20 protein-coding genes are annotated in these 25,811 nt (G+C 61.2%); 8 read left to right on the top strand and 12 right to left on the bottom strand.

Annotation, left to right across the window (positions count from 1 at the left end; genetic code table 11):
• Window positions 1-49: 49 nt before the first annotated feature.
• From AC3ZU9_RS12310 to AC3ZU9_RS12325, 4 genes are read right to left on the bottom strand one after another with little or no spacing between them, the layout of a single operon-like run.
• Entirely contained in the window at window positions 50-1,606 is a 1,557-nt protein-coding gene (locus tag AC3ZU9_RS12310; protein WP_122811055.1) for an ABC transporter substrate-binding protein, read from the bottom strand.
• Between the two features lie 4 nt (window positions 1,607-1,610).
• A complete protein-coding gene (locus AC3ZU9_RS12315; protein WP_122811054.1) occupies window positions 1,611-2,816 on the bottom strand; it encodes an LLM class flavin-dependent oxidoreductase in 1,206 nt (401 codons plus the stop codon).
• 13 nt (window positions 2,817-2,829) lie between these two features.
• A complete protein-coding gene (locus AC3ZU9_RS12320; protein WP_065941405.1) occupies window positions 2,830-4,056 on the bottom strand; it encodes an alpha/beta hydrolase family protein in 1,227 nt (408 codons plus the stop codon).
• 14 nt (window positions 4,057-4,070) lie between these two features.
• Window positions 4,071-5,147 carry an ABC transporter substrate-binding protein gene (locus tag AC3ZU9_RS12325; protein WP_122811052.1) on the bottom strand — a complete coding sequence of 359 codons (1,077 nt, stop codon included), beginning with the start codon at window positions 5,145-5,147 and terminating at the stop codon, window positions 4,071-4,073.
• Between the two features lie 345 nt (window positions 5,148-5,492).
• Between AC3ZU9_RS12325 and AC3ZU9_RS12330 the strand changes: the two genes are divergently transcribed.
• Window positions 5,493-6,560 (top strand): sigma-54 interaction domain-containing protein, encoded by a 1,068-nt coding sequence (locus tag AC3ZU9_RS12330; protein ID WP_122811051.1) that lies wholly within the window; start codon window positions 5,493-5,495, stop codon window positions 6,558-6,560.
• Between the two features lie 187 nt (window positions 6,561-6,747).
• Entirely contained in the window at window positions 6,748-7,827 is a 1,080-nt protein-coding gene (locus AC3ZU9_RS12335; protein ID WP_122811050.1) for a sigma-54 interaction domain-containing protein, read from the top strand.
• A gap of 7 nt (window positions 7,828-7,834) precedes the next feature.
• On the opposite strand, the gene AC3ZU9_RS12340 is transcribed toward AC3ZU9_RS12335, so the two are convergent.
• The 7 genes from AC3ZU9_RS12340 to AC3ZU9_RS12370 are packed head-to-tail and all read right to left on the bottom strand — an operon-like array spanning window position 7,835 to window position 16,647.
• Window positions 7,835-8,971, bottom strand: a complete 1,137-nt coding sequence (locus AC3ZU9_RS12340; RefSeq protein WP_122811049.1) for an LLM class flavin-dependent oxidoreductase — start codon at window positions 8,969-8,971, stop codon at window positions 7,835-7,837.
• On the bottom strand, window positions 8,964-9,941 hold the full coding sequence (locus tag AC3ZU9_RS12345; RefSeq protein WP_122811048.1) for an LLM class flavin-dependent oxidoreductase: 978 nt from the start codon (window positions 9,939-9,941) through the stop codon (window positions 8,964-8,966). The genes AC3ZU9_RS12340 and AC3ZU9_RS12345 overlap by 8 nt, the downstream gene beginning before the upstream one ends.
• 16 nt (window positions 9,942-9,957) lie before the next feature.
• Window positions 9,958-10,935 carry an LLM class flavin-dependent oxidoreductase gene (locus tag AC3ZU9_RS12350; RefSeq protein WP_122811047.1) on the bottom strand — a complete coding sequence of 326 codons (978 nt, stop codon included), beginning with the start codon at window positions 10,933-10,935 and terminating at the stop codon, window positions 9,958-9,960.
• A complete protein-coding gene (locus AC3ZU9_RS12355) occupies window positions 10,932-11,912 on the bottom strand; it encodes an LLM class flavin-dependent oxidoreductase (protein WP_490090788.1) in 981 nt (326 codons plus the stop codon). Before AC3ZU9_RS12355 ends, AC3ZU9_RS12350 begins: the two co-directional genes overlap by 4 nt.
• Window positions 11,909-12,823: a 5'/3'-nucleotidase SurE gene (locus AC3ZU9_RS12360; RefSeq protein WP_122811045.1), complete on the bottom strand. Its 915-nt coding sequence runs from the start codon at window positions 12,821-12,823 to the stop codon at window positions 11,909-11,911. The genes AC3ZU9_RS12355 and AC3ZU9_RS12360 overlap by 4 nt, the downstream gene beginning before the upstream one ends.
• Complete coding sequence (locus tag AC3ZU9_RS12365; protein ID WP_122811044.1) at window positions 12,820-14,154, bottom strand: LLM class flavin-dependent oxidoreductase; 1,335 nt, start codon at window positions 14,152-14,154, stop codon at window positions 12,820-12,822. Before AC3ZU9_RS12365 ends, AC3ZU9_RS12360 begins: the two co-directional genes overlap by 4 nt.
• 57 nt (window positions 14,155-14,211) lie before the next feature.
• Complete coding sequence (locus AC3ZU9_RS12370; protein WP_490090789.1) at window positions 14,212-16,647, bottom strand: TonB-dependent receptor plug domain-containing protein; 2,436 nt, start codon at window positions 16,645-16,647, stop codon at window positions 14,212-14,214.
• Between the two features lie 310 nt (window positions 16,648-16,957).
• On the opposite strand from AC3ZU9_RS12370, the gene AC3ZU9_RS12375 reads away from it, so the two are divergent.
• Window positions 16,958-17,950: a P1 family peptidase gene (locus AC3ZU9_RS12375; RefSeq protein ID WP_122811042.1), complete on the top strand. Its 993-nt coding sequence runs from the start codon at window positions 16,958-16,960 to the stop codon at window positions 17,948-17,950.
• Between the two features lie 103 nt (window positions 17,951-18,053).
• Here the strand turns inward: AC3ZU9_RS12375 and AC3ZU9_RS12380 are convergent, their stop codons facing one another.
• Window positions 18,054-19,394, bottom strand: coding sequence for a tetratricopeptide repeat protein (locus tag AC3ZU9_RS12380; protein WP_122811041.1), 1,341 nt, complete (start codon window positions 19,392-19,394; stop codon window positions 18,054-18,056).
• A gap of 316 nt (window positions 19,395-19,710) precedes the next feature.
• On the opposite strand from AC3ZU9_RS12380, the gene AC3ZU9_RS12385 reads away from it, so the two are divergent.
• Genes AC3ZU9_RS12385 through AC3ZU9_RS12405 form a run of 5 tightly spaced genes read left to right on the top strand, consistent with a single transcriptional unit; the run spans window position 19,711 to window position 25,606 of the window.
• A complete protein-coding gene (locus AC3ZU9_RS12385; RefSeq protein ID WP_122811040.1) occupies window positions 19,711-21,294 on the top strand; it encodes an ABC transporter substrate-binding protein in 1,584 nt (527 codons plus the stop codon).
• Window positions 21,291-22,268: an ABC transporter permease gene (locus tag AC3ZU9_RS12390; protein WP_490090790.1), complete on the top strand. Its 978-nt coding sequence runs from the start codon at window positions 21,291-21,293 to the stop codon at window positions 22,266-22,268. Before AC3ZU9_RS12385 ends, AC3ZU9_RS12390 begins: the two co-directional genes overlap by 4 nt.
• The gene (locus tag AC3ZU9_RS12395; RefSeq protein WP_490090791.1) at window positions 22,268-23,095 is read left to right on the top strand and encodes an ABC transporter permease; all 828 of its coding nucleotides are present in this window, start codon (window positions 22,268-22,270) and stop codon (window positions 23,093-23,095) included. The genes AC3ZU9_RS12390 and AC3ZU9_RS12395 overlap by 1 nt, the downstream gene beginning before the upstream one ends.
• Entirely contained in the window at window positions 23,092-24,738 is a 1,647-nt protein-coding gene (locus AC3ZU9_RS12400) for a dipeptide ABC transporter ATP-binding protein (protein WP_122811037.1), read from the top strand. The genes AC3ZU9_RS12395 and AC3ZU9_RS12400 overlap by 4 nt, the downstream gene beginning before the upstream one ends.
• Entirely contained in the window at window positions 24,731-25,606 is an 876-nt protein-coding gene (locus AC3ZU9_RS12405) for an alpha/beta fold hydrolase (protein ID WP_122811036.1), read from the top strand. The genes AC3ZU9_RS12400 and AC3ZU9_RS12405 overlap by 8 nt, the downstream gene beginning before the upstream one ends.
• The last annotated feature ends 205 nt before the right edge of the window (window positions 25,607-25,811 follow it).

Below are 25,811 nucleotides of genomic sequence, written 5' to 3' on the forward strand. Positions count from 1 at the left end.
GCTTGGGGCCTCATCGCCGGCAAACCGAGCTCCTACGGGGAATGAGGTGTCAGGCCGTGTCTTTGAGCCAGAGCTTCTCGAAGCGCCAGGTGCTGAACAGCGACTCTTCTGCCTGGGCCCCACCGACGCGCGTGGAAACGCTGTCCAGAAGGTCGGCATACCCCCAGATCAACATGCCGCCGCGTTCGTACTGGATCTGCTGCACCTGATGCACCAGGACCTTGCGTTTTTCCAGGTCGGGCTGGGCCATGGCGGCGAGGAACAGTTCGCTGAATTGCGCGTCGTTGAAGTGGGTCTTGTTGGATACCGCAAAGGGTGCGTCGGTGTGGATTGCACTGGCGAGGAACGGTGCACCGATGCTGCCGCCGGTGCTCAGGGTCCAATCGTTTTTCAGCGGGCCCTGGAAAGTGGCGAGGTCTACTTGCTTGACCTTAAGGGTGACGCCGATGCGCTTAGCTTGCTCAGCCAGCACCAATGCTGAACTCAAGCCAGGGCCCGGGGTGGTGATCAGCTCCACCTCGAGGTGTTCCTGGCCGGCGTCCTTGAGCAGTTGCGCTGCGCGCTGAGGGGCATACGGGCGCGGGCCAAGGCTGTGGTTGAAGGTGGGGTCACTGGGCGCATACAAATCATTGGCCACTCGACCCTGGCCATTCAGTGCGCGACGGACCAGTTCTTCGCGGTCGGCCAGCAAGCGAAACGCCTCGCGCACCCGCGGGTCGTTGAAGGGCGGCTTTTCCAGATTCATATCGAAGGACAGCCAGTTGCCGGTCACCGATTTGATGACCTTCAACCGTGGGTCCTTCTCCAGGATCGGCAGCTGTTCGGTGGGCATCGAGTTGGCCATGTCGATCTGCCCGGCGCGCAGTGCGGCGAGGCGTGAGACCTGATCCTTGAAATCGATGATTTCCAGCTCGTCGGCGTACGGCTTACCCTCCTTATAGTAATTCTCGAAACGCGTGAACAGCGAGCGCTGGCCGGGGGTGAAACTTTTCAGTTTGTAGGGGCCGGCGCCCACCGGATTGGTGACCGGGTGGTAATCCACCGGCACGATACCGCCGAAGTTGACCCAGGTTTCGGCCAGCGGCATATAGCTGCGGCCGTCGCGAAAGTTCAGGCGCACGGTGCGGTTGTCGAGTTTGACCAGGTTGTCGCGGTCTACCCAGTGCAACAGTGCCGCATACGGCGAGGCCAGTTGCGGATCGGTGAGCCGGCGGATCGAGAACATCAGGTCGTCGGCGTCAATGGTCTTACCGTTGTGGAACTCCAGGCCCGGACGCAAGCGCAGGGTCCAGGTACTGGCATCCGCGTTGGGCTCGGCAAACTCGGCCAGTGCCAAGCGCGGCTGCATGTGTTCATCCCACTCCCACAACTTGCTGTACAGCGCAAAGCCGCGAACGATGCCGCTGCCCACCGGTTTATGCGCGTCCAGGTTGCCGCTCTGGTTGCCGTCGAGAATCCCCAGGCGCAGGCGGCCGCCGTAGCGTGGCTGGTCGCTGCCGGTGGTGGCAGCCGGTGCGTCATTCGGGCCGCAACCCGCCAGCAGCAGTGCGCCGCCGACGGTCGCGCTGTAGCCGAGAAAGTCTCGACGGCTCAGCAGTAAGGTCATGGTTTCAGGCTCCGCCGTTGGCCGAGTGCAGTTCGCGCACCGGCTCCAGCGGGCGGCTCAACACTGAGCGTTCGCTGCGAAAGTGCGGCAGGATATGCTCGCCGAGTCGGTAGGCTTCTTCCAGGTGCGGATAGCCGGCGAGGAAGAACAGGTCGATGCCGAGGTTGTTGTATTCGCGAATCCGCGCCACCACGTTTTCATAACTGCCTACCAGCGCGCAGCCCGGTGGGATGCCGATATAGCCGAAGCCAGCCCACACGTTCGGATGGATAAAAAAGTCTTCGAAACTCTGCGCCTCGTTTTTCTCGGCAAAGCCGTGCTCGTAGCTCAGTTTGCGCGCGGTGCGCAGCCCGGCGTGGGCGGCCACGGCCTTGACCGCGCCACGGGCGATGCCTTCGTCGAAGAAACGCTTGGCTTCAGTGCGCGCCAGTTCTTCGGTTTCGCGGGTGATCACGTCAATCGACAGGCCAAAGCGAATATCGGTGCGCCCCCATTTCAACGCGCGTTGACGCAGGTCGGCGATCAGAGCGGTGATTTCATCCGGGTGCTCGGCACGCATCAAGTAGAAATCCGCGTGCTTGGCGGCGAACTCCCGTGCAGCGATGGATGAGCCTGCGGTGCAGATAAGCGGCAACTCCGCCTTTTTCAGCGGCGCGCGCAAGCCCCCACCGTCGGCCTTGTAGAACTTGCCATCGTAGTGAAACGACTCGTTGTGCCAATAGCCCTTGACCACGTCCATGAATTCGGTGGCGCGCTCGTAGCGTTCATCGTGGTCGCTGTAGTCGCCGACCTGGCGCTGGATCGCGTCCGAGCCACCGTTGATGATGTTCCATACCAGGCGATTGCCGGTGGCGCGTTGGTAGGTCGCCGCCTGCTGCACGGCCACCCATGGGGTGTAGTGGTAGGGCTGGAACGCGGTGACGAATTGCAGGGTGCGTGTCTCGCGGGCCAGCAGTGAGCACACCGTCCACGGTTCTTCGCCGCTGGGCGCGTTGACCATCAACACACCGCCGAACTTATTGATCTCGGCGGCCTTGGCGATCTGGCCCAGGTAGTCGATGTAAGTGAAGTGGTCGCCCACGCTGAACCCGGACACCGCCCCGGTGCTGTCGGGACCGCCCCGATGCCAGTCGCCACGGTTACGTGGGTCGCCCGGCAGGAACTGGGTTTCGCCGTGCAGCGGCAGGCGAGTGAAAAATTCGATGCTCATGCAAGCCTCCTGCTTACTGCGCGGTTGGGGCGCAGACTGGGGTGATCGGCTGGTCGTTGATGACTTTGTGGGCGAACGGGATCGAGTCCTTGAGCGAGGCATTGACCGTCGCGCTGTGGCCCAGGCCTTTGTACAGGTGGCCTTCGACTACGGAACCGGCGTTGCAGGCGTCCTGCATCAGCTTGACCTGGGTCGCGGCGGCTGGGGTGACGTCTTCGGCACCGGTTCCGATGAACACCGGTTTGGACGTTTTCAGGGTGGGATAGGCGACTTGCGCGAGCCACGGCGCGAGCTGTTTGCCTTTGTAATCTTTCTTGGTGTTGGCAATGCTCAGGCCCAGGCCCTCCACGTCGCCTTCTAGAGCGAACAGACAGCTAGTGCGAGCCTGTTCGAAGATCGGCAGCGCCTTGTCGGTGTAGAAGTCAGCCGGGTTGATGCTCGGGTCGTATTGCTGGGCGGCGAGCAAGGTGTAGAAGCCGTAGGCCAAGGTCGGGTCGACTTTATTGCGTACTTCCTCGCTGGGGTTTTTCGCGTAGTCGAGGGTGTAGATCACGCCGGTGCCGATGCTGCCCTTGACGCCAAGGTCCGGGGCGTAAGTGGCGGCATAGGCAGCTGCGGCAAACGCGCCGGCCCCGCCTTGGGACTGGCCGACGATCAATACCTTGTCAGCCAACCCAGGTACGCCTGCAACGACGGCCTTGGCGGCGTCGAGGATGCCGTAGGCGGCCATGCGGCTGTTCAGCAACGGGTGGCCGCCGGGTACGCCGAGCCCTTGGTAGTCGGTGGCGACCACCGCAAACCCTTCTGCCAGCCAGCGGTTGAGGTACGCCACATCGCGGTAGGAGCGACCTTGCCAGGACGGTGCACACACATCTGCGACGCCGACTGTGCCATGGCCCCAGCTTGCGACCGGCCAACCGCCGGCCGGCGGTGTGCCCTTGGGTAGGAATAACGCGCCGGAAACCACGACTGGGGTTTTATTATCGATGCCATCGGTGGAGGTGTAGAGGATGCGTTGGGCGCTGGCGGCGTTTGCCAGGCTGATGGTCTTGTCCAGCGGTTCGCTGCGCAACAGCTTGCCCGGAATGGCCGGAATGGCTTTTTCCCAGGTGTAGAACGCCGAGACGCGGCCATCACCTTGCAGTGGGTCCGGTTTTGGGGCGTATACGTCAGCGGCGAACGCGCTCATGGACAAGGCCAGTACGCTGAGACCGAAGGCGAAAGAATGCGGCAGTTTCATTATCAATTTCCCTATCAAGGATTGGTGCTGACCTGGCCACGCAGGGCCGGCCAGTAGTCAGTGAGTTTCAGGTCGATCAAAGCCTGGTTGGTAAAGCCGGTAGCCAGTGACGGGCCGATGTCATAGGTGTCGCGAATCAGATGGTTGGCCAGGGCGTAGGCGGTGAGGGCCTGATAGTGGGCCTTGAGTTGCGCATCGCTTTTCGGCGCCCAGCGTTCCTTCCAGGTCACTGGGTCGTTTTGGTCGTCGCGGCGCAGCACGCTTTCAGCGGTACCAGCACGGGAGGACAGCTGGTAATAGGCGTCCTGGTTTTGCGGTTGAGAAATCCACCACGCTGCCTTGACCCAGGCGGTCGCCAGCAATTGGGTGATGTCTGGATGCTGCTGCACGAAAGAATCGGTGCCCCATAGGTCGGAGATCAGGCGCCAGTCATTGTTGCCCTGTTTGGTCGACCAGATGATCTTGCCCACGCCCTTGTCTTCCAGGGCATAGGCCTCGCTGAGCAACACGGCTGCATCGACCTTGCCGGCAGACACCGCTGCCGCGCCGACCTGCGGGTTGAGGTTGGCGATCTTGAAGTCATTGAGCTTCAGGCCCTTGCTGGCGAGGAAGTTGCTGAATGCGAACTCCCAAGGCCGGCCACGGTGCAGGGCCAGGCGCTTGCCCTTGAGGTCTTCGATGGTCTTGGCGCTGGAGCCTTCGGGCACCACCAGGTAAATGTTATTACCACTGCCGCCGGGCACGATCAGCTTGCCCGGCACACCGCCGGCACCGGCGATCACTGAGGGCAGGTCTCCGCGTACGGCGAAGTCCAGGCTGTTGTTGCTGAACCCTTCGTTGATCTGCGGGCCGGCGCCGGCGTGGGGTAGGGCGATCCATTCGAGTTTCACCCCGCGCTCGCGCAGTTGGGCCTCCAGCCAACCGTCGTCGATCACGCGGCCGGCAATCCCCCCAAACACTGGCTTGCCACCTTGGGTGTAGGCGACGATAGCGATTTTTACCGAGGCCGGGGCAGCCGACTCGGCGAGCGCCGCGCTGCTTGCCAGTAGGCCGAACAGAGCGATGAGGCTTCTGTGCCAGAAATTTCTCATGAGGTTTCTCCCTACCTGAATTCAAAAGCCTTTGTAGGCGCCGGCTTGCCGGCTCCTACAGGGGATCGTGTTGGGAGGGAGAGAGCAGATTGCATGCCAGCTGCCGGAAAAATCGCTCTAGGCCGCGTGCTGCATGGGCTTCAGCGCCTGAGGCAGCAACGGCCTGTCTGATCTGCTGCTGGTTGACGAACACGTGGGTGCTGGCCGGTTGCTGCTCCAGCAGCAGTGGTAGGTGATGGTGTTGGTATATGCGATCAGGGAATATATAAATATTAATTTATAATTAAATGGTCTAGAAAACTTCATGCACTATTGAGCACGCGCTTTTACTGCCAGGAACGCACTATGTCGCTGATCACCCATCCCAATCCTCGCGAATTGACCAAGTCGGTGCGTGCCACCGTGCTGGTCTTCAAGGACCCGCGCTCCCAGGAATTACTGGCACGTATTGAGCGCCTGGCGCCCAGCGAAGCCAATACCTTGATCATTGGCGAGACCGGGACCGGCAAGGAACTGGTCGCACGACATATCCATCATCTGAGCCGTCGCGGACGTGAACCTTTCGTGGCGGTGAACTGCGGCGCGTTTGCCGAGACTCTCGTGGAAAGCGAGTTGTTCGGCCACGAGAAAGGCGCTTTCACTGGCGCTACTACCCAGAAGGCCGGTTGGTTTGAAGCCGCCAACGGCGGCACGCTGTTTCTCGATGAGATCGGCGATCTGCCGTTGAATATGCAGGTGAAGTTGCTGCGCGTGTTGCAGGAGCGCGAAGTGGTGCGCCTGGGTTCGCGGACACCGATCCCGATCAATGTGCGGCTGGTGGCCGCCACTAACGTTAACCTTGCCGATGCCGTCGTGGCAGGTAACTTCCGCGAAGACTTGTTCTACCGTCTGCACGTCGCCACCATTCGACTGCCGCCTCTGCGCGAGCGGCCGGGCGATATCCTGCCCCTGGCGGAATTTTTTCTTGAAGAGCATTGCCAACGACTGGGGTATAACCGCGCCACGTTGAGCATCGATGCTGAGCGAAAGCTGTTGGAACATAGCTGGCCGGGCAATATCCGCGAGCTCGAAAACGCCATTCACCACGCCTTGCTGGTGTGCCGCAACCAGTTGGTGCAGCCGCCGGATCTGCACCTGGTGGACATGCGATCTTCGGGTATTCGCCAGGAAGAGGCTACCCATGCTCCAGCTGCCCTCAGCGGTCCCGTGGACTTGGAAACGGCCCTCAATGCGTTATTCGAACAGAATATTCCCGACCTTTACGAGCATATTGAAGAGACGATCTTTCGTGCTGCTTACCGATACTGCCATGGCAACCAATTGCAGACTGGGCGCCTGCTCAATATCAGTCGCAACATTGTCCGGGCGCGACTGGAAAAGATTGGTGAGTTGGGAGCGTCAGCGAGAATTTAACTGATCTATCCGCAACTAAAGCAATGGTCGTTTTTGATCGTTCATACGAGTAGGCGATTGGTTGTACCTGACGCGTCAGTCGCTATGGTGCAAGGTTATATCCTCATGTTTTTTTAATATTTCTTGTTATATGGCGCGAGCAGTAAAGTGCTGTTAATTCCTTCATGGCCGCCATTGGAAATTGTCTATGAACATCCCGCGCGGACACCCCAGCCCGATTTTGACATTGCCTCAGGGCGATAAAGATCCTCTTTCAATCCGAGCGAAAGCGCTGGTATTTGCCGACCCCCGGTCTCGGCAGTTGCTGGAGTATCTGCAGCGGGTGGCGCCCAGTGACGCGCCAGTGTTGATCAATGGAGAGACGGGCACCGGTAAGGAGTTGGTGGCGCGCTACATCCATTCGAGCAGTGGCCGCACTGGCGCTTTTATTGCGGTCAACTGCGGTGCGATCAGTGAGACCCTGGCTGAAAGCGAGTTTTTTGGCCACGAGGCCGGTTCGTTTTCCGGAGCTGTCGGTCGGCGAGCCGGCTGGTTCGAGGAGGCTGATGGGGGGACGCTGTTTCTCGATGAGATCGGCGATTTGCCGTTGCCTTTGCAAGTTAAATTGCTGCGTGTCCTACAGGAACAGGAAGTGGTTCGGGTCGGCTCGCGCAAACCGATCAAGATCAACATCCGATTGGTGACGGCTACCAACGTCAATTTGGAACAGGCCATTGAAGCTGGCAATTTTCGGCTCGATCTGTTCTATCGAATAAACGTCGCCCAAGTGGAAGTTCTGCCGTTAAGGGCGCGTCCCTTGGACATTCTGCCGTTGGTGGAACACTTCAGGAAACTCTACAGCGCCCGCCTTAAAATCAATGAGCCTATGCTTTCGGAGTCGGCTACTCAGGCGCTGCTCGATTATCCCTGGCCGGGGAATATCCGAGAGCTCGAGAACGTTGTTCACTTGGCTTTACTGGTGGCCGGCGACAGACCGGTCCGCCCCGAGCACTTGAAATTCTCGGCAGGCCTTAGTGCATGGCAAGGCGCAAGTTCCAACGGGGTGCAAAAGCTTCCTCAGGAAGTGCTTCGCGAACAGTTGTTGCGATTGTTCGATGTTCCAGGTGATTCGCTCTTGCACGATATTGAGGCGTTGATGGTGCGCGAGGCGTTTGCCTACTGCGGTTTCAACCAGTTACGCACCGCGCAACTGCTGGGTATTACCCGCAACGCCATGCGCACCTTACTGGTCAATCACGGCATGCTCAAAGGCCGAGCAAAACCCTGATCTGTGTTCAACCTTGTTTGACCTGGCTGGGTGGGTTACCTATAAGGCGCAGCTGAGGCAGCAACTGCCCGCCCAGGTGAATCGCTTCCTCCAAATGGGGAAAACCCGACAGAATAAAACTGTCCACCCCCAACTGGTGGTACTCCTCGATTCGCTCTGCCACCTGCGCATAACTGCCGACCAACGCTGTTCCGGCACCGCCGCGTACCAAGCCTACCCCGGCCCAAAGATTGGCTGACACCTCAAGTTCCCGAGCGCCGCGCCCACGGCCCTGCATCAACTGCGTCTGCCTGCTTTGCCCCACCGACTCATACGCCGCCATCTGCCGTTGTGCATGGTCAATGGTATCCGTAGGGATTTCTTCCAGCAGCCGTTCCACGTGGGCCCACGCCGCGTCATCAGTGACAGCGGCGAACACGTGCAGACGCAGACCGAAGCGCAGCGTACGGCCTTGGGCGGCAGCCAGGTCACGCATGCGTTGGATGCGTTCGGCGATCATCACCGGCGGTTCGCACCACATCAGATAAGTTTGCCCATGGGCCGCACCGACACGCTCAGCCGCTTCGGAAGCGCCGCCAAAGTAAATCGGCGGTACTCGTGCGCCTGGCGCAATCGGCGTTTGAATGCCGCTGCGGTAGTAACGTCCCTGATGCGCGGGCGGTTGGGCTGCCCACACGGCCTGGAACACCTGCAGAAATTCTGCGGTGCGTGCGTAACGTTCATCGTGTTCGAGAAAATCCCCGAGGGAACGCTGTTCAAAACGGCTGGAGCCGGTCACCACATGCAACGCCAGGCGGTTCTCGCTGAGCAGTTGCAACGTCGCCGCGCGGTGGGCGGTATAGGCTGGCAGCTCGGTGCCCGGTCGCAGCGTCAGGAGGAATTTCAGGCGGCGCACTTCCTGGGCCAGCACCGCAGTGATCAGCCAAGGGTCTTCAAACCCGGCAGCGGTAGGCACCATGATGCCGTCGAAACCGGCCTGCTCGGTGGCGCGCACAATCTGGCGCAGGTAGTCCAGCGTCGGTGCACGCTCGCCTTGCTGAAACAACCCGACCTTTGGCAAGCCGCTGCTGGTGAGGTGACGGCCATCGCCATTGGTGGGTAAAAACCAGTCCAGTTGGATCGGTGGGCGTACATCATCAGTCATGGTGCAGGCGCTCCTTGCGCAAACCCTGTTGAAAAAGCAACGGTAAAACCTGTTCGCCAAAGCGCAGCACTTCGCTGACTGACGGCCCGCCCTCCAGGATCAGATGATTCAAGCCAATTCCGTGCAGTTCTTGCAGGCGTGTAGCGACTTGTTGTGGGGTGCCCACCAGGACCAGCGGTTGGCCGGCTTCTCGTTGCAGCAGGTTGGGATGCACTTCCCACTGGCGCAGCGGGTGGCGTGCACGGGGCAGGGTGGCCAGGGGTTCCTCGGGCAATTGAGGCACCGATAATAAAGTGGCGGCGGTCTCCCAGGCGAGGTCTTCGCTGTCGCCGAGGATCAACCCAAACGTGCAGGCAAAGTCGAGCGTAGGTTGGACCTGCCGCCAGCGCTGTATCTCCTGGGCCAGTCGTTGTGGATGGCCAGGTGCTAACAGGCAGGTCTGGGCATGTGCCGCCACCAGCGCATGGCTCTGGGTGTCGTCCAGTAGCAACGATGGGGCGGGTATTTCGCGGCGGGTGAAGCCGGCGTTCTCCAGTTGGAAATAACGGCCCTGATAGTCGAACCCTTCGGTGTTGGACGCCAGCAGGTGTTGCAGCAGTTCCAGATATTCGCCAATGCGTTCGCTGCGTTGGTCGCGGTTGAGCCACTCCCCAAAGGCACTGTGTTCGCTATTGGGTAAATGTAGCCGCACACGGTGGCCGCTGATCGACTGCAGGCTTTGCAGGGTAGTGGCCAGCGCGGCTGGCAGCATCACTTCCGGCGGCACACTCACCGACAACTGCACGCTGCGTGTATGCGCGCACAAAGCTGCCGCCACGCCCAGGCTGTCGGCACATAACGCGCCGCTGGGAATCCAGAGGCCATCGAGCCCGGCGTATTCCACGGCCTGGGCCAATTGAATCCATTGTCCCGGCCGCGCCGCCCAGTCTGGGGTACACAGGGGCATCAACCAGCTGAATTCCAGGGGCATGTATAAGCTCCGTTATTCATCGTTTTTTCCAACCCAAGGCCGGGGCGATGTCCCGGGCCAGGATTTCCAAGCGTGTGAGAATTTGTGCCTGGGTCGAGCTTTCCGCCTGAACCACAGCAATCATGTAGTCAGCATAAGGCAGCAGCGACGGGTCCTGTTGCAAGCTTTCGATCACTTCATCGGGATGGCCGTGGTGCACGTTCATCAAGCGCAGGTGTTCCTGCAAATCCACGGCTTCGTCGATCAGGCCCTCACGTTGCAAGCGCGGGATATGCCGCTCGATATCCACCGACAGTTCGGCCTGGGCGCTGGCGCGGTCGATGGCGGGGAAAATGGCACGAACCACGCCGATACGCGGTGCGCGGTCACTGCGCGACCAGGCTTGCAGGTAGGCATCCGCCAAAGGCTTTTGCACGGTGAGCGGATCATGGGTGGCGGTGCCCAGCAGCAGTCCATTGCCTTGTCTGGCGGTATAGACCGCGCCGTCAGTGCTGCCGTGGGAATGCCAAAGGCGTTCGCCCAGACCGAGTGCAGGCGGTTGCAACGTTAATTCGCCGGTCAGCGGTTTACCTTCCAGAAGGCGCTGCAAGCGTTGCTGGCGCTCGGCAAAATCCGCCTGGCGCCGGCTTGGGTCCCGATCAAAAGCGCTGAAGTTATCGAGGTTGGCGCCACCACTGCCCAGGCCCAATTGCACGCGCCCGCTGCTCAGGGCGTCCAGCACACTGGCGTCTTCGGCCAGGCGGATCGGGTCCTCGAATGGCAACACAATCACCCCGGTGCCCAGTTCGATAAGCCGCGTGCGTTCGGCAACGGCCGCCAGCAGCACCAAGGGTGAAGGAAGACGACCAAAGCCATTGCTCAAGTGGTGCTGGGCAATCCAGCCACCGTCGAAGCCGAGGGCTTCAGCCACTTCGAATTGTTCGATCAGGTCGCGGTAGACCTGTTGCGGGTCATCACCAAAAGCGTGGCTGAGGAAACCCAATTTAAACGTCATGATGGGGCTCCTGTGGGTTGCCAGCCCAGTGCTGGTGCGATGTGTTCGCGGATGATCTCCAGCGCACGGATCGCCTCGCGCAGCGGCGTGCTGGTGGTTTGTACTTGCAGGATCAGTTGGTCGTGGGCTGTCAATGGCGGGCCTTGCTGCAATTGCTCGATGATCTGCTCCACCGGGCCGTGCAACACGCCGAGGCGCTTGAGGGTGGTGTCGAAGTCAGCGTCCAGAGTGCCCTTGAGTACGCCGATGCTTTGCTGGCGTTGCACATAGGCCTGGATATCGCGGCGTGTGGCATCGTCCGGTGCGGCGAGCAAGGCCTGCACCCGTGCGACGCGGGCGGGCGTGCCGTTGTTGCCGGTCCAGGCGTGGCGGTAGCGGTTCACCAGTTCAACACCGGCTTGGGCAGGCAAATGCGGATTGGGTGCCACGATCAGGCCGTGGCCACGTTCGGCTACCAGCTCCACCCGCGCGGTGGCTTCCCACACACGCTGGCTCAAACCGTTGGTGCGTGGCAGGAGGCGGGAACCGCTATCGGTCAGTGGCGCGTTGCCAAATGCATTGAGCAACTGTTGAAGGTGCTGCTCGTAGTCACGATGCCGTGTTTCATGCTCGCGGCCGAAGGCGAGGAAGGTCTCAGGATCAAAACCCGCACCGAGGCCCAGTTCCAGTCGGCCGTTGCACAGCAAGTCCAGCACGGCGGCGTCTTCCGCCAGGCGAAGCGGCGCCTCCTGGGGTAATACGATAATCCCGGTGCCGAGGCTGATATGCCGTGTCTGCTGGGCGACGGCCGCCAACACTACCAACGGCGACGGCAAGCGCCCATTTTCACTGGCGAAGTGGTGCTGCGCTAACCAGCCACTGTCAAAGCCCAGCGCTTCGGCAACCTTGAACAGTTCCAGGGTGTCGCGGTAGACCTTGGGATCAGCACTCGGGCTATAGACCCGGCTCAGAAACCCGAGGGAAAAGCCTGCACTCATGGTTTCACCTCATGGGCCAACTGCTTTTGCAGTGCTGGCCCTGCGCTGACGGATTCCGGCAGGCCACTGAACGGGCTGATGGTCAGGTAGCCTTTGTTCAGCCACACCGCTTCATCGTTCTGTTGCGCAGCGGTAGCGGCGGGGCTGTATTGGAAGCCGATGCCGGGTTTTCCGGGCAGGTTGAACTGCTTGAGATCATCGGTGTACAGCGCCTCAAAACCCACATAGCTGCCGACGCGGGTCAGTTTGACGCCTTTTATCTGCGCATCCTTGGGCAGGTTGATATTCAAGCCCAGGCCCGGCGGTAGCAGCGCGCCATCGGGTTGGCGATGGTGGTCAAGGGCATGCACCAGTTTTGCTACCAGTTGGGCGGCGCGCTGCGGGTCTTTCTCCTTCAGATCAGTACTCACCGCCAATGCCGGAATGCCCGACTGCAACGCCACGCTGGCGGTATTGAAGGTGCCGGAGGCCATATTGATCGCGCCGAGGTTATTGCCAGGGTTGGGGCCGACGATCACCAGGTCGGGATGTGGCAGGACTTTTTTCAGGCCCATCAGCAGTGCCATCACCGGCGTGCCGCTGATTTCGATCTGGACTGCTTTGCCGGCGCACTCGGTGCTCTGGCATATGCCGTTGTCGGTGGTGCTGATGTAGTAGCTGTCGGGGTAAGCGGGGTCGGTATCGCGCCCGACACTCACTTCGCGACCGAAGAAGAACGAACCGCCTCGCGCGCTCTGATCACTCTGGGGCGCGGCGATTTTCACGTTATGGCCCTGGGCTTTCAGCTCGGTGTAGAGTGCGCGAATGTTCGGATGCTGATAGCCGTCGTCATTGCTCAGCAAGATGTTCAAGGCGAAGGCTTTGGGGGCGATCAAGCTGGCGAAGGCGAGCATCCAGGCGATGCGTTTCATGCCCTCTCTCCCGTAAAACGGTTTTCAGGGCGCGGCAGGCCGAGGTTTTCGCGCAGGGTGGCGCCCTCGTATTCCTGGCGAAACAGCCCACGCGCCTGCAGCAACGGAATCACCTGATCGACGAACACGTCGATGGCGCCAGGGAAGTAGGGGAAGAACACATTGAAGCCATCGCAGGCGCGTGCCTGGAACCATGCCTCAAAGTGATCGGCAACGTCCTCGGCTGTGCCTATCACCGGGTTGCCTCCGGCCAGGCGCAAGTACAGCTGGCGGATGCTCAGGTTCTCCGTGCGCGCCAATTCCAGCACCTTATCCCGACGACTGCCGCGCTGGCCCACGGGGGTTTCCGGCAATGGGCCGTCGAGGTCATGGCCGGAGAGGTCGATGTCATCGCCCAAGGTGTCGGCCAGCAGGCGCAGGCCCAGCACCGGGTCGATCAGTGCCTGGAACTCTTCGAACAGCACCTTGGCGTGTTCACGGGTATCGGCAATAAACGGTGTGACGCCGGGTAGGATTTTGACGTGATCCGGGTCGCGGCCGAGGGCAGCGGCGCGTGCCTTGATGTCCTGGTAGAACGCCTGGGCGCCTTCCAGGTTATGCGAGTGGGCGAAGATCAGTTCGGCAACCCGGGCGGCGAGTTGTTTGCCCGGCTCCGATGCCCCGGCCTGCACCAGTACCGGGTGGCCCTGGGGCGGGCGAGCCACGTTGAGCGGGCCGCGTACGGCAAAGTGCTCGCCGCGATGGTTGAGGGTGTGCAATTTGGCCGGGTCGAAATACTCGCCACTGGCTTTGTCGCGAGTAAAGGCGTCGTCGTCCCAGCTGTCCCACAGATCCTTGACCACGTCATGGAACTCTTCGGCACGCTGGTAGCGGTCGCCATGGTCGACGTGGTTTTCGCGGCCGAAATTCCACGCTTCATCCGAGACTACCGAGGTCACCAGGTTCCAGGCGGCGCGTCCCTTGGACAGGTGGTCCAGGGACGCGAATTTGCGCGCGATATGGTACGGCTCGTTGTAGGTGGTGGTCGCGGTTGCAATCAGCCCGATATTGTTTGTGACGGCAGCCAGGGCCGACATCAACGTCAGCGGTTCGAAGTGTTCGGCGCGGGCCGTACGGCTCAGGGCATCGTGATGGTGGCCCCACAAGGCGACCACATCGGCAATAAACAATGCATCGAACTTGCCGCGCTCGGCGGTCTGCGCAATGTGTTTGAAATGGTCGAAATCCAGGCTGGCATCGGCTTGGGCCAACGGGTGGCGCCAGGCGGCGACGTGGTGGCCGCTGTTGGCGAGGAAGGCCCCCAGTTTGAGTTTGTCGGTGCGGCGGGTCATGAACAGGCTCCCATCAGGGGCAGGTGCGGAGCGGGTGAACCGGCTCCGCAGGCTGGCTTAAAAGTTGTACGTCACACCGGTGTACCAGTAGCCGCCGGTGGTGCCGTAGGGCGAGAAGTTGCCATAGGGAAAGCCGCCCGAGCTGCTGGCCAGGTCAGTGCGTTCCGGGTACTTGTTGAACAGGTTGTTGGCGCCTGCATTCAGAGTGATCGCCGGAGTCAGGTGGTAGTCGATGTTCAGGTCGGTGATCCACGCTGGCGAGAACGTGCGGTCGAAGGATTCGGCGGTGCCGTACTGGGTGTACTCGCCGTAGCGGGTCAGGTTGAGGCCGATCTCGAACTTGTCGACGGTCCAAGTGGTGCCCAGCAGCAGTTTGGATTGCGGCAAACCGTACTTGAGGTTGCCCTGGCGCTGACGGTCATAACCACCGGTTGGGCCGAGGGCTTGTTGGGCCACGCTGGAGGCGTGGATGTCGTCGATCTGCGTGGTGTTCCAGTTGAAGCCCAAGGTGTAACGCAGGTTGCCGTAGGCACCGATGCTCTGGCGGTAGTCTCCGACGAGGTCGACGCCACGGGTGGTGGTATCGAGGGCGTTAGTGAAATAGGTAACCGCCTGGTTCGGGTTGAGACCCGCTGCTGCGAGGATTGCGCTGATTTGCGGTGTGCCGCCCAGGTAGCCGGTTTGCGCGATGCGGTCCTTGATTTTAATCTGGTAGGCATCAAGGGTGATGCTGGTGGCGTCCGTCGGTTGCAGGGTCAGGCCCAGGCTGAAGTTGGTGGACTTCTCAGGTTTGAGAGTCTCGGCACCGAGCGCCTTGGCCACATCGGAGTTGACCGCAACGTTACGGTAGTCGAACAGCTGGCCGTTCACGCTGGTTTGCGAGGTGGAGCTGTAAATCTGCTGGGCCAGCGAAGGCGCACGGAAACCGGTGCTGAAGGTGCCGCGTACTGCCAGGATCGGGGTGAGTTGGTAGCGGGTGGAGAACTTGCCGTTAGTCGTGGTGCCCGAGCCATCGTTGTAGTGCTCGTAGCGACCGGCCAGGTCGACGTGCCATTTATCGGTGAAGTCCTGGCCGATCTCACCGTACCCGGCGAGGCTGGTGCGGCCTTTTTGCGCAGCATCCTGCGGGGTGGTACCGGCACCGGAGATGGTGCCCGGTGCGATCAGGCCACCGCTGGCTCCGGTGGTGAAAGGGCCGCTGGCGTAGGAGGCGAGGTCACCCTTGCCGATCTTGTAGTTCTCGTAGCGTTGCTCCAGGCCCCAGGAAATCTGCGTAGGTTTGTGCAGGCCGAGGTCAAATGCGCGGGTCAGATCGAGGTTGTTGGTCCATTGGCTGAAGGTCTTGACGCCGGTGTCCACCGAGGTCGGCGAGCCCGGGCCGTAGCTCAGGTTGTAGGTGTGACGCAGGGTCGCTTCGGCATGGTCCTGGCCATAGGTGCTGGACAGGTCATAGTCCCAGCCGGCGAGTTCGCCCTTGCCGCCAAACGCTACCTGGAAGTCATTTTCGATAAAACGCAGGGTGTCTTCGATGCCTTCGGGGAAGGGGGTGCGGATGCCATCGAAACTGGCGGGCTGGTGGAAAGCCAGCGGTTTTTCCGAGTTGCGGCGGGTGTAGGTGGAGAATGAGTAGAGCGTGAGGGCATCGTCCACCGGCAGCTCGGCGTTGTAGCCGAAACTGAAGTTGCGTGCCTCGGGCAGGCCGGTGCCGTAGTAGGTGTGTTGCAGGCTGGTGTTGCCGGCCGAGTCGGTATATGGCGCGTTGTCGGAGCGGTCGGAGATCTTCTGTTTCTTCACGTCCAGGGCAAGGTTGATAAAGCCGTCGTTGGGCAGCGCCAGGCCGACATTGCCGGTTTGGCGCTCGGTTTCGCCGTCGCCGTTTTCATAGTTCTGGCCGTAGCTGGTGGACAGGCTGCCGCCGTGGTCGGTCTGCTTGAGCACGATGTTGACCACGCCACCAATCGCATCCGAACCATACTGGGCCGAGGCGCCGTCACGGAGCACTTCGACATGATCCACCAGAGCGGTGGGGATCATGTCCAAGTCCACCGGTTGCGAGCCGGAGTTGAGGTAGGTGCCGTTATTGAGCAGCGCGCTGTTGTGGCGACGCTTGCCGTTGACCAGTACCAGCACCTGGTCGCCATTGAGGCCACGCAGGCTGATCGGGCGCACCACCGACGTTGAGCCGAAGCCTGACGATGTTGGCTGATTGAGGGATGGCAGTACCTTGCTCAGGGCGCGGGTGAGGTCGCCTTGCCCGGTGGCCAGCAGTTGCTTGGAGGAGATCACGTCCACGGGTGATGGGCTCTCGGCCAGGGTGCGCGCCTGGCCACGGTTGCCGATCACCACAACGGTGTCCAAGGGGTTATCGCTGGCCGGCGCGTCGGCGGCGAGAGTCAGGCTGCTGTAGCTGGCGGCTTCGTACAGGGCAATAAACAACAACGTGTGGGCGAAGGCCTTACTGGGTCGGCGACCTGTGGCGCGTGATGCATTCATGATGGGAAATACTCCAGTGGTTTAAGGTGTTGGGCCTTGATAGAGGACGGCTTGTTGAGTTCAAGCTCTGGTGGGAAGGCTGGAGAGCAAGGGCTATGCCATCTGTTAAAAGTGTTTAAAAACATATGGTTACTTGGTGTTAAGCGGGGGTGTTGGTGTTTTTTTAACAGGCCCAAGGGCAGGGTGTTGGTTTTTGTGCAGGGGCTTTCATCAGCAACCGGGTAGTGAGCCGTAAGGCTTGGGTGGTTGTGCTTGGCACACGACTTGCTCTCCCCACGCGACACCCTGAACCCAAGGAAGCTATTTCTGTATGCCTAGACCCGGCCCGCGCAATGCCCTCACCGATATCCCAGGCCTCACGGTCGGCCACGCCACGGACCTGCGCGTCGACACCGGCGTCACAGTGATTCGCCCCAATGGGTTCTGGACTGCCAGCATCGACATTCGCGGCGGTGGCCCTGGCGGGCGCGAAACTGCTGCGCTTGAGCCGGAAAATATGGTCGGCCAGCTCCATGCCCTGGTATTTGCCGGCGGCTCGGTCTTCGGCCTGGGTGCGGCGGATGCTGTAGCGGCGAAACTGTCCCACGACCAAGTGGGCCTGCACCTCAAACCCGGTGCTCCAGCTATTCCCATCGTGCCCGCAGCGGTGTTGCATGACCTGGCCAACGGCGGCGATAAAGACTGGGGGTTGGAACCGCCTTACCGACGCTTGGGCTTCGAGGCGCTAGCCAATGCAGGTGAGGACTTTGAGTTGGGCTCGGTGGGTGCCGGTCGTGGCGCCATGGCCGGGGTGCTGAAAGGTGGGCTGGGTACCGCTTCCCTGAATCTGGGAAATGGCTTGATCGTCGCTGCATTGGTGGTCGCCAACCCAATAGGCTCGGTGTACATGCCCGACGGCCAGACCTTCTGGGCGTGGCCCTGGGAAGTGGCGGGGGAGTTCGGTGGACAGCGTCCTGAAGCCGAGATGGACTGCAGCGACCCGATGCCGGAGTTGTCACGCCTGGATTCGATGGGCCGCCTGCAAGCCGGGGCCAACACGACGCTGGTGGTGGTCGCCAGTACCGCTCGGCTCACTGTGGCTGAGTGCAAGCGCGTGGCGATCATGGCTCAGGACGGGATTGCCCGTGCGGTGCGTCCGGCGCATTTACCGTTTGATGGGGACACTGTATTTGCCTTGGCGTCGGCGACGGTTGAGTTGAGCGATGGCCCACGGCGGCAGGTGGAAATTGGTTGTATTGGCTCGGCGGCTGCGGATTGCGTGGCGCGGGCGATTGCCAGAGGGGTGTTCAGTGCCAGGGGCTAACCACTATCCACTGTAGGAACCGGTTCGCCGGCGATGGCGGCGGCTCAGCTTGCACCTGTGTTAACTGACAGACCGCTAACGCCGACAAGCCGGCTCCTGCTGCTTAGGTGAAACGTGATAGGCGCGTCTGTGCCTTTGCCGCCAGCTCCGGCAACTTCAACGCCTCATACACCCGCACCAAACTCCGATTCGTCGGCACATCCCATCCGTCATACCGGCGCCGCAATTCCAGTGTCTGCTGCGCACCCAACCAATCCCCGGCCTTCACGCGTGCATCCAGCTCCACCAGGGCAAACAGATCGCGCTGTGCGTGGCTGCCACCAATCTCATTCAGCCGGGGAAGGGCGATCGTCAGTTGCGCCAGCGACTGTTGCCAGTCCCCGCGTGCATGGGCCATTAAGCCCTTCGCCAACGGCAGGGTCACTTCGCCCCACACTGGCCGTGCGTCGAAGCTGTACTGCCGCAGCGCCGCCAGCAACCTATCCGCCTCCGGCTTGCCCGCCCGGGCCAAGCCATACAGGTACTGCACGCTCAGGAACGGCTGTACCGTATCGCAGACCCGGCGTTGCAGGTAGGGTGCCAGCGCCTGCCAGCGCTCGCCCACGTTGATGCCGGCCAGTTCCAATCGCGCGAGCAAGGACACGGCGCCGACCTGGTCCTGGGAGTATTCCGGGAGGATGCCCCACACGTGTTGGTCGTAAATCTCCAGCACGCGCTGATCCTCGCCCCGCGCCAGGTAGAACAACGCCAGGTGCCACCAGTTGTGGGTGTACATGAACGAGTTCAAACCGTCCCAGTGATGGGTCACGCTTTCCAGGAACGCCGTGCCTTCCTCGATACGTCCCTGGGTCAGCATCACATGGGCCAGGGCGTGCTGAGCCCAAGGCTCCGAGGGTTGCAGGCGCAAGGCTTGCAGCGCGCTGGCTTCGGCTTCTTCGAGCAGGTGGCATTGCTCGTAGGCGAAGGCCAGCAGGCCGTGGCTGTGGGCAATATCGGGTGCGCCAGTGGTGGCCTTTAGGCCGATGCGCAACAGGGCGGGCCAGTTGCCGCGGTTGAATTCCAGGTACTGGTTGAGCTTGGCGGCAAACAGGTCGCGGGGGTAGCGGTCGAGCAGGTTTTCGCTCAAATGCAGGACTTGATCGAGGTCGTCCTTGATCCAGGCTTGCAGCACGCCAAGGTACAGCAGGGCGCGCGGGTGAGCGGCGTGCGCCGCACGTTGGCGGTATTTTTCCGCGAGTGCCGGGCCCTCGGGCGACTCGATGAACATCAGCAGCAAGCCGGCAAACGCATTGGCCAGCGCGGAGTCGGGATCGGCATCGGCGGTGGCAAGGATGCGTTCGGCACGGGGCTGGTAGCCGAGGAAGCCGCCTATGAAGTCGTCCAGCCCTTGGAGGGTGGTGGGGTCGGTGGTGTCGATGGGGTTGCCCAGGTAGTCCAGTGACATGGTGGCGAGGCTCGTTTATTCAGATGACAGTTACAGGGGCAAACCTTGTGCCATCGACCAGCGCTGACCCCTGTGGGAGGGGGCTTGCCCCCGATAGCGGCGGGTCAGTTGGCTCATTCATTGATGACCCACCGGTATCGGGGGCAAGCCCCCTCCCACATTTGAAATGCTTTGCTGCTGCTTTTTGCACACTCAGGCGCAGCTCTGTGGTTTTTTCATCAGCGCGACCACCGCCCACCCCAGCAATACCCGCCCAACCGCCCATGGCACAACGCTTGCAAAACCCTCGTTATATTGTTCAATTCGAGGAGACTCCATGCGCTCATTCTCTTTCCGCCGTGCCCTCACGTCCGTGGCACTGTGCACCGCGTTGCTGGCCGGCCAGGCTCACGCGCAACCCCAGGAGGGCGGGGTGCTCAACCTGGTGGCCCAGCCGGAGCCGCCCTCGCTGATGCACGGCGTAGTCAGCCATGTGTCGACCCAATACGTGAGCGGCAAGGTGCTCCAGGGCCTGCTCACCTTCGACACACACCTTGCGCCCAAGCCGGTATTGGCCAAAGCCTGGACTATCTCCCCTGACGGCCTCACCTATACCTTCGACTTGCAGGACGGCGTGCACTGGCACGACGGTCCAGCGTTCACCGCCGATGACGTGGTGTTCAGCTTCCAGACCTTCTACCCCGAGGTGGACAAGCGCCTTGGCGGTATCATCACCGAGTACGTCGAGAGCATCACCGCCAAAGGTCCGCTGCAGGTGGTCTTTCACCTGAAGAAACCTTTTGCACCGTTGCTTTCGGCCTTGGGCAGCGGCTTGCGCCCGGTGGTGCCGAAGCATCTTTACGAGAACACCGACTTTCGTAACAACCCCTACAACCTAAAACCGGTGGGTACCGGGCCGTTTGTGTTCGTCGAGTGGAAACGAGGCGCCTATATCAAGCTGGCCAAGAACCCCAACTACTGGAAAAAGGGCCTGCCGTACCTCGACAGCATCATCTTCCACGTTATTCCTGATGCCTCTTCGCGTGCCGCCGCGTTCGAGCGTAACGACGTGCAAGTGCTGCGCGGCGGCGATGCGGATTACTCCGACCTTAAGCGCCTGACCGCCTTGCCCGATGTGCAGTCGTCGGAGAAGGGCTGGGAGTTGTACGCGGGTCTGGCCTTCCTGCAAATCAACACGCGCAAGCCACCGTTGAACAACCCCAAGGTGCGCCAGGCGATCCTCTATGCGCTGAACCGACAGTTCATCGTCGATAACATCTTCTTCGGCTCGGGCAAGGTCGCCCAGGGGCCGTTTGTGTCCAGCTCGCCTTACCACGATCCCCAGTTGCCGCAGTACGCCTATGACGTGAAAAAGGCCAAAGCGCTGATTGCCGAATCCGGCGTGGATGTCGGCGCGGTGCGCATTCGCCTGCTCAATGGCGAGAAGGGGGGGGCCTGGGAGCGCCTGGCCGAATACACCAAGCAGTCCTTGCAGCCCCTGGGTTTCAAGGTGCAGGTGGTCACGTCCGACGCGGCGACCTGGTTCCAGCGCGTAAGCGACTGGGACTTCGACCTGACCTACAATTTTATCTTCCAGATCGGCGATCCCTACCTGACCAGCGCCTACCTGTTCCGCTCCGACTACATACTCAAAACCTCGCCGTTCGCCAACGTCAGCGGCTACAACAGCGCCGAGGCCGACGCCTTGTGGGCGAAAGTCGCCGATACCCCGGAAGGTCCGGAGCGCAAACAGCTCTACAGTCAGCTGGAGAACGTGCTGAACACCGACCTGCCCATCGCACCGATCTTCGAAATGCGTTACCCGACGCTGTTTCACAAACAGGTGAAAAACCTGCTGCAGACCGCTACCAGCCTTAACGAGGACGACGAGAGCGTGTACCTCGAGGCCCTGGCACCATGAACGGCGTGTTGTATTTCAGCGGGCGGCTCGTCAAGGCGTTGCTGATGGTGGTGGCGGTGCTGGTGCTGAGTTTCCTGCTGATTCGACTGGCGCCGGGCGATCCTGCATTGCTGTTGGCCGGAGAGGCGGGGGGGGACGATGTGCAGTTTATCGAGCAACTGCGCCAGACCATGGGCCTGGATAAACCGCTGCTCCAGCAGTTGCTGATATACCTGGGCAATATCGCCCACCTGGACCTGGGTTATTCCTACCGAAACCAGACGTCGGTGTGGTCGCTGATCGCCGAACGGTTGCCGGCAACGCTGGCATTGATGGGCTCGGCCTTTGTGGTTTCTTCCGTGCTTGGCGTGACCTTGGGTGTGCTGGCGGCGCGGGCACGTCAGAAACGGCATTGGCTGGACGACGTGATCTCCCACGGTGCTTTGTTGCTGTACGCGATGCCGCCGTTCTGGCTGGCGATGCTGATGATTTTGCTGTTCTCCGTAAGTCTGGATTGGTTGCCGGCGTTCGGTATGGAGACCGTGGGCCGGGACTTCTCGCTGCTGGATCGCCTGCGGCATCTGTTGTTGCCGTGCCTATCCCTGAGCGTGCTGTTTCTGGCCCTGTATATCCACCTCACCCGAGCCGCCGTGCTCGATGCTCTTGGTCAGGAATACGTGCGCACTGCTCACGCCAAAGGCCTGCATCCACGACGGATCCTGTATGTACATGTGTTGCGCAATGCACTGCTGCCGGTGGTGACTTTCGCTGGTTTGCAACTCGGCCAACTGGCCAGCGGTGCGTTACTGGTGGAGGTGGTGTACTCCTGGCCTGGCATTGGCCGCTTGATGTATGACTCATTGGCCCAGCGTGACTACGGTGTGTTGATGGGCGGCTTTCTGGTGATCTCGATTTTGGTGGTGGGCTTCAATGTGTTGACCGATGTGATTTGCCGTTTGCTCGACCCACGTATAGGCGCCGGAGGACAGGGCTGATGGCGGTGCTCACACGCTTTATTCACCAGCCGTCGGCGCTGGCCGGCGCGGTGTTTTTGCTGGTGTTAGCAGCACTAGCGACTGCCGCACCGTGGCTCACCAGTAGCTCGCCCTGGGAAATGAACACCCAGCCGATGCTCCCGCCGTTCCACGATTCGGCGCACTGGCTGGGCAGCGATATGCTTGGCCGCGACCTCGGCAGCGGCTTGCTCTACGGCGCCCGTGTGTCCTTGGCCGTGGGCATGTTGACCAGTCTGGCGACCTTGCTGGTGGGGCTGCTCGTCGGCGCTGTCGCCGGTTATTTCGGTGGCTGGCTCGACGGCGTGCTGATGCGAATCGCCGAGTTCTTTCAGATCATTCCGCAGTTGGTGTTGGCGGTGATCCTGGTGGCGGTGCTGGAGCCGTCCCTGGGTTCCATCGTGCTGGCGATTTCGCTGGTGGCGTGGCCGGGCGTCGCGCGGCTGGTGCGCAGCGAATTCCTTACCCTGCGACAACGTGAGTTTGTGCTGGCGGCGCGGGTGCTGGGGCAATCGCCGTTGGGCATCATTTGCCAACAAATCCTGCCGAATGCCTTGGCGCCGTTGTTGGTGACCATGACCTTTGTGATGGCCACTGCCGTTCTCACCGAAGCCGCGTTAGCGTTTCTTGGCCTGAGCGACCCTGAGGCCATGAGCTGGGGTTACATGATCAACGCGTCCCGTGGGCTGCTGCGGGATGCCTGGTGGATGAGCTTCCTGCCGGGGGTGGCGATTGTGCTGTGCGTGCTGGCGGTGAACCGGGTGGGCGAAGGCTTGCGCGTGGCCTTTGAACCGGGGAGGTCGCTATGACGTTGCTCAGTGTGGAAAACCTGCGTATCGCCTTGCCGGCCGGTGCCGACCGCAGTCACGCGCTGTATGACCTGTCGCTGCAATTGCGCAGCGGCGAATGCCTATGTGTAGTGGGCGAGTCCGGCTCGGGCAAGTCGATGTTGGCCAAGGCATTGTTGCGCCAGTTACCGACGCCGCTGAGCGTGGAAAGCGGGCGACTGGTGTTTCGTGATGAAGACCTGGCGAAGCTCAGTGAAACCGCGATGCGCCAGCTGCGCGGGCGAGATATAAGCATGGTGTTCCAGGAGCCCATGAGCGCGCTGAACCCGCTGCTGCGCGTGGGTGAGCAGATCGATGAAACCCTGCGCGCCCACGGGGTGAAATCGGCCCAGGAGCGTCGCCGACGGGTGGTGGAGTTGCTGGGTTATGTCGGCCTGCCCGAGCCTGAACGCCTGCGCCTGGTCTATCCCTTTGAGCTCTCCGGTGGCCAGCGCCAGCGCGTGGTCATCGCCATGGCATTGGCGTTCGATCCCTCGCTGCTGATCGCCGACGAACCCACCTCGGCGCTGGACGTGACCACCCAGGCGCAGATCATCGATCTGTTACGCAAGATTCAACAGGACAAGGGCATGTCGCTGTTGTTCATCACCCATGATTTCGCCGTGGTCGAGGCCATTGCCGACCGCGTGCTGGTGCTGGAAAAAGGCCAGTTGGTGGAGCAGGGCAGCGCCCATCAAGTATTGCGCACGCCTCAGGCGCTTTATACCCAGCAACTGTTGGCAGCGGTCTCGGCGCAACCGCGGGCCCCGCGCACGACGGTGGACGGGAGTGTGGTGCTCAAGGCCGAGCAACTCAATAAAGTGTTTCACAGCCACAGCGGTTGGTGGCGCAAGCGTGCCACCCAGGCCCTGGCGCAGGTTCAGTTGACCCTGCGCGAGGGTGAAACCCTGGGCATTGTTGGGGAGTCAGGCTCGGGGAAATCCACTCTGGGCCGTTGCCTTGTTCGGCTGCTACGTGCTGACAGTGGTCAAATTCAATGGCTGGGTCAGGATGTAACGGCGCTGTCCGAAGGGCGTTTGCGAGCATTGCGCAGCGACGTGCAGATGATTTTCCAGGACCCGTTTGCCTCGCTCAATCCGCGCCAGACCGTCGGTCGTATCGTCATGACCGGCCCGCTGGTGCAGGGACACTCAAAGGCCGAGGCTGAGCGACGCGCGCGGGCAATACTGGAGTTGGTTGGGCTGCCCGCAGCCGCGTTCGAACGCTATGCTCATCAGTTTTCCGGTGGTCAGCGCCAGCGTATCGGTATCGCCCGTGCCTTGGCTGTAGAGCCGAAAATACTCATCGCGGACGAATGCGTTTCCGCTCTGGATGCGCTGATCCAGGTACAGATTCTCGAGTTGCTTGAAGACCTGCAACGTCGGCTCAAGCTGAGCATTGTGTTCATCACCCACGATTTGCGAGTGGCCGCCAGACTGTGTGATCGCATTGCCGTGATGCAGGGCGGGCATGTGGTGGAGCAGGGGGAAGCGGCAACGCTACTGGTCCATCCGCAACACGCTTATACCCAGACCTTATTGCGTGGTTTTTCCAGAACCGTCCCCCCTTCGACAGTCACTCCTCAAAACCTTGAATCCAAAGAGGCTTGTCCCACTCATGGCTGATTTACACGCATTTTCTGATTTACCTCTGGTGCGGGGCGAGCGGGTGGAGATCCGTCCAGGACGGTACCTGAGCATCGCTTATCAACCAGGCACGCATCAGGCAGATACAGTCTTGTTCTTCGGGCATGGTGGGGGTGGTCACAAGGATCAATGGCGCGAGTTATGGCAGTCGTTGTCCGATCAGGGATACAGCCTGGTGGCGTGGGACCTGTTGGGGCACGGCGATAGCGAAAAGCCGCGCCAGCCGCAGGCCTATGCCTGGTCGGAACTGGTGGCAGATCAGCTGGAAATACTGAGCCGCTACGCTGCACGGCGGAATATCCTGGTCGCACATTCCTTTGGTACCGGACTGGGGTTGAGTGCCTTGCTGGAGCTCCCACACAGGTTGCCGCAGGTGACCATAGATGGCGCCCTGCTGCTAGGCACGCAACTGCATCGCCCGTTGAGCCGCGGTGGTCTGATGGCGCTGCCTGCCTGGGTGTTGGAGCTGCTGCGGCCGTTGCTGGCCAAGGGCTTTCGTCAGCGTGCGTGGCACCCCGCAGCCGATCCCCGGCTGGTGGCCTACGAGGAAAACCTGACTCGTCGTAATCGTCTGTATGTGTTCAAGTCTCTACTGCAAAACGCCCAATGGCCCGACGCCGATACCCTGGCCCGACTGACGTTGCCGACTTATGTGTTAGCGGGAGACAGCGACGGGCTGACGCCCTCCAGTGGGGGGGACGCGCTCGCCCGACAGCTGCCGACGGGTAGCTTTGAGGTGTTGGAGCGGTGTGGTCATCAATTGATGTTGGAGCGGCCTGCGCAGGTGCTGGCGGCATTCCAGAGGCTGATGAAAAAACTTGATCAGCGTCCAGGTTCGTCCGGTTGAGCTGGCTTCAGTTGGTGAACACGTGAATACCGGCCTTATGGATGGGTACTCTATCCAGCGCAGCGCTTTAAATGTAGCGCTGATGAGTATTTGTTTTTTTGGCTAAGGGTGGAATCCATTAGCTTGTCTTGGAATCACCTTCTTCTTGGTCCTTGATACCCTTCAGGGTTGAGCCTTTAAGTTTGACCAAGCGGGCGCCGGCCCA

The sequence above is a fragment of the Pseudomonas sp. A39 genome (genome assembly GCF_058145955.1).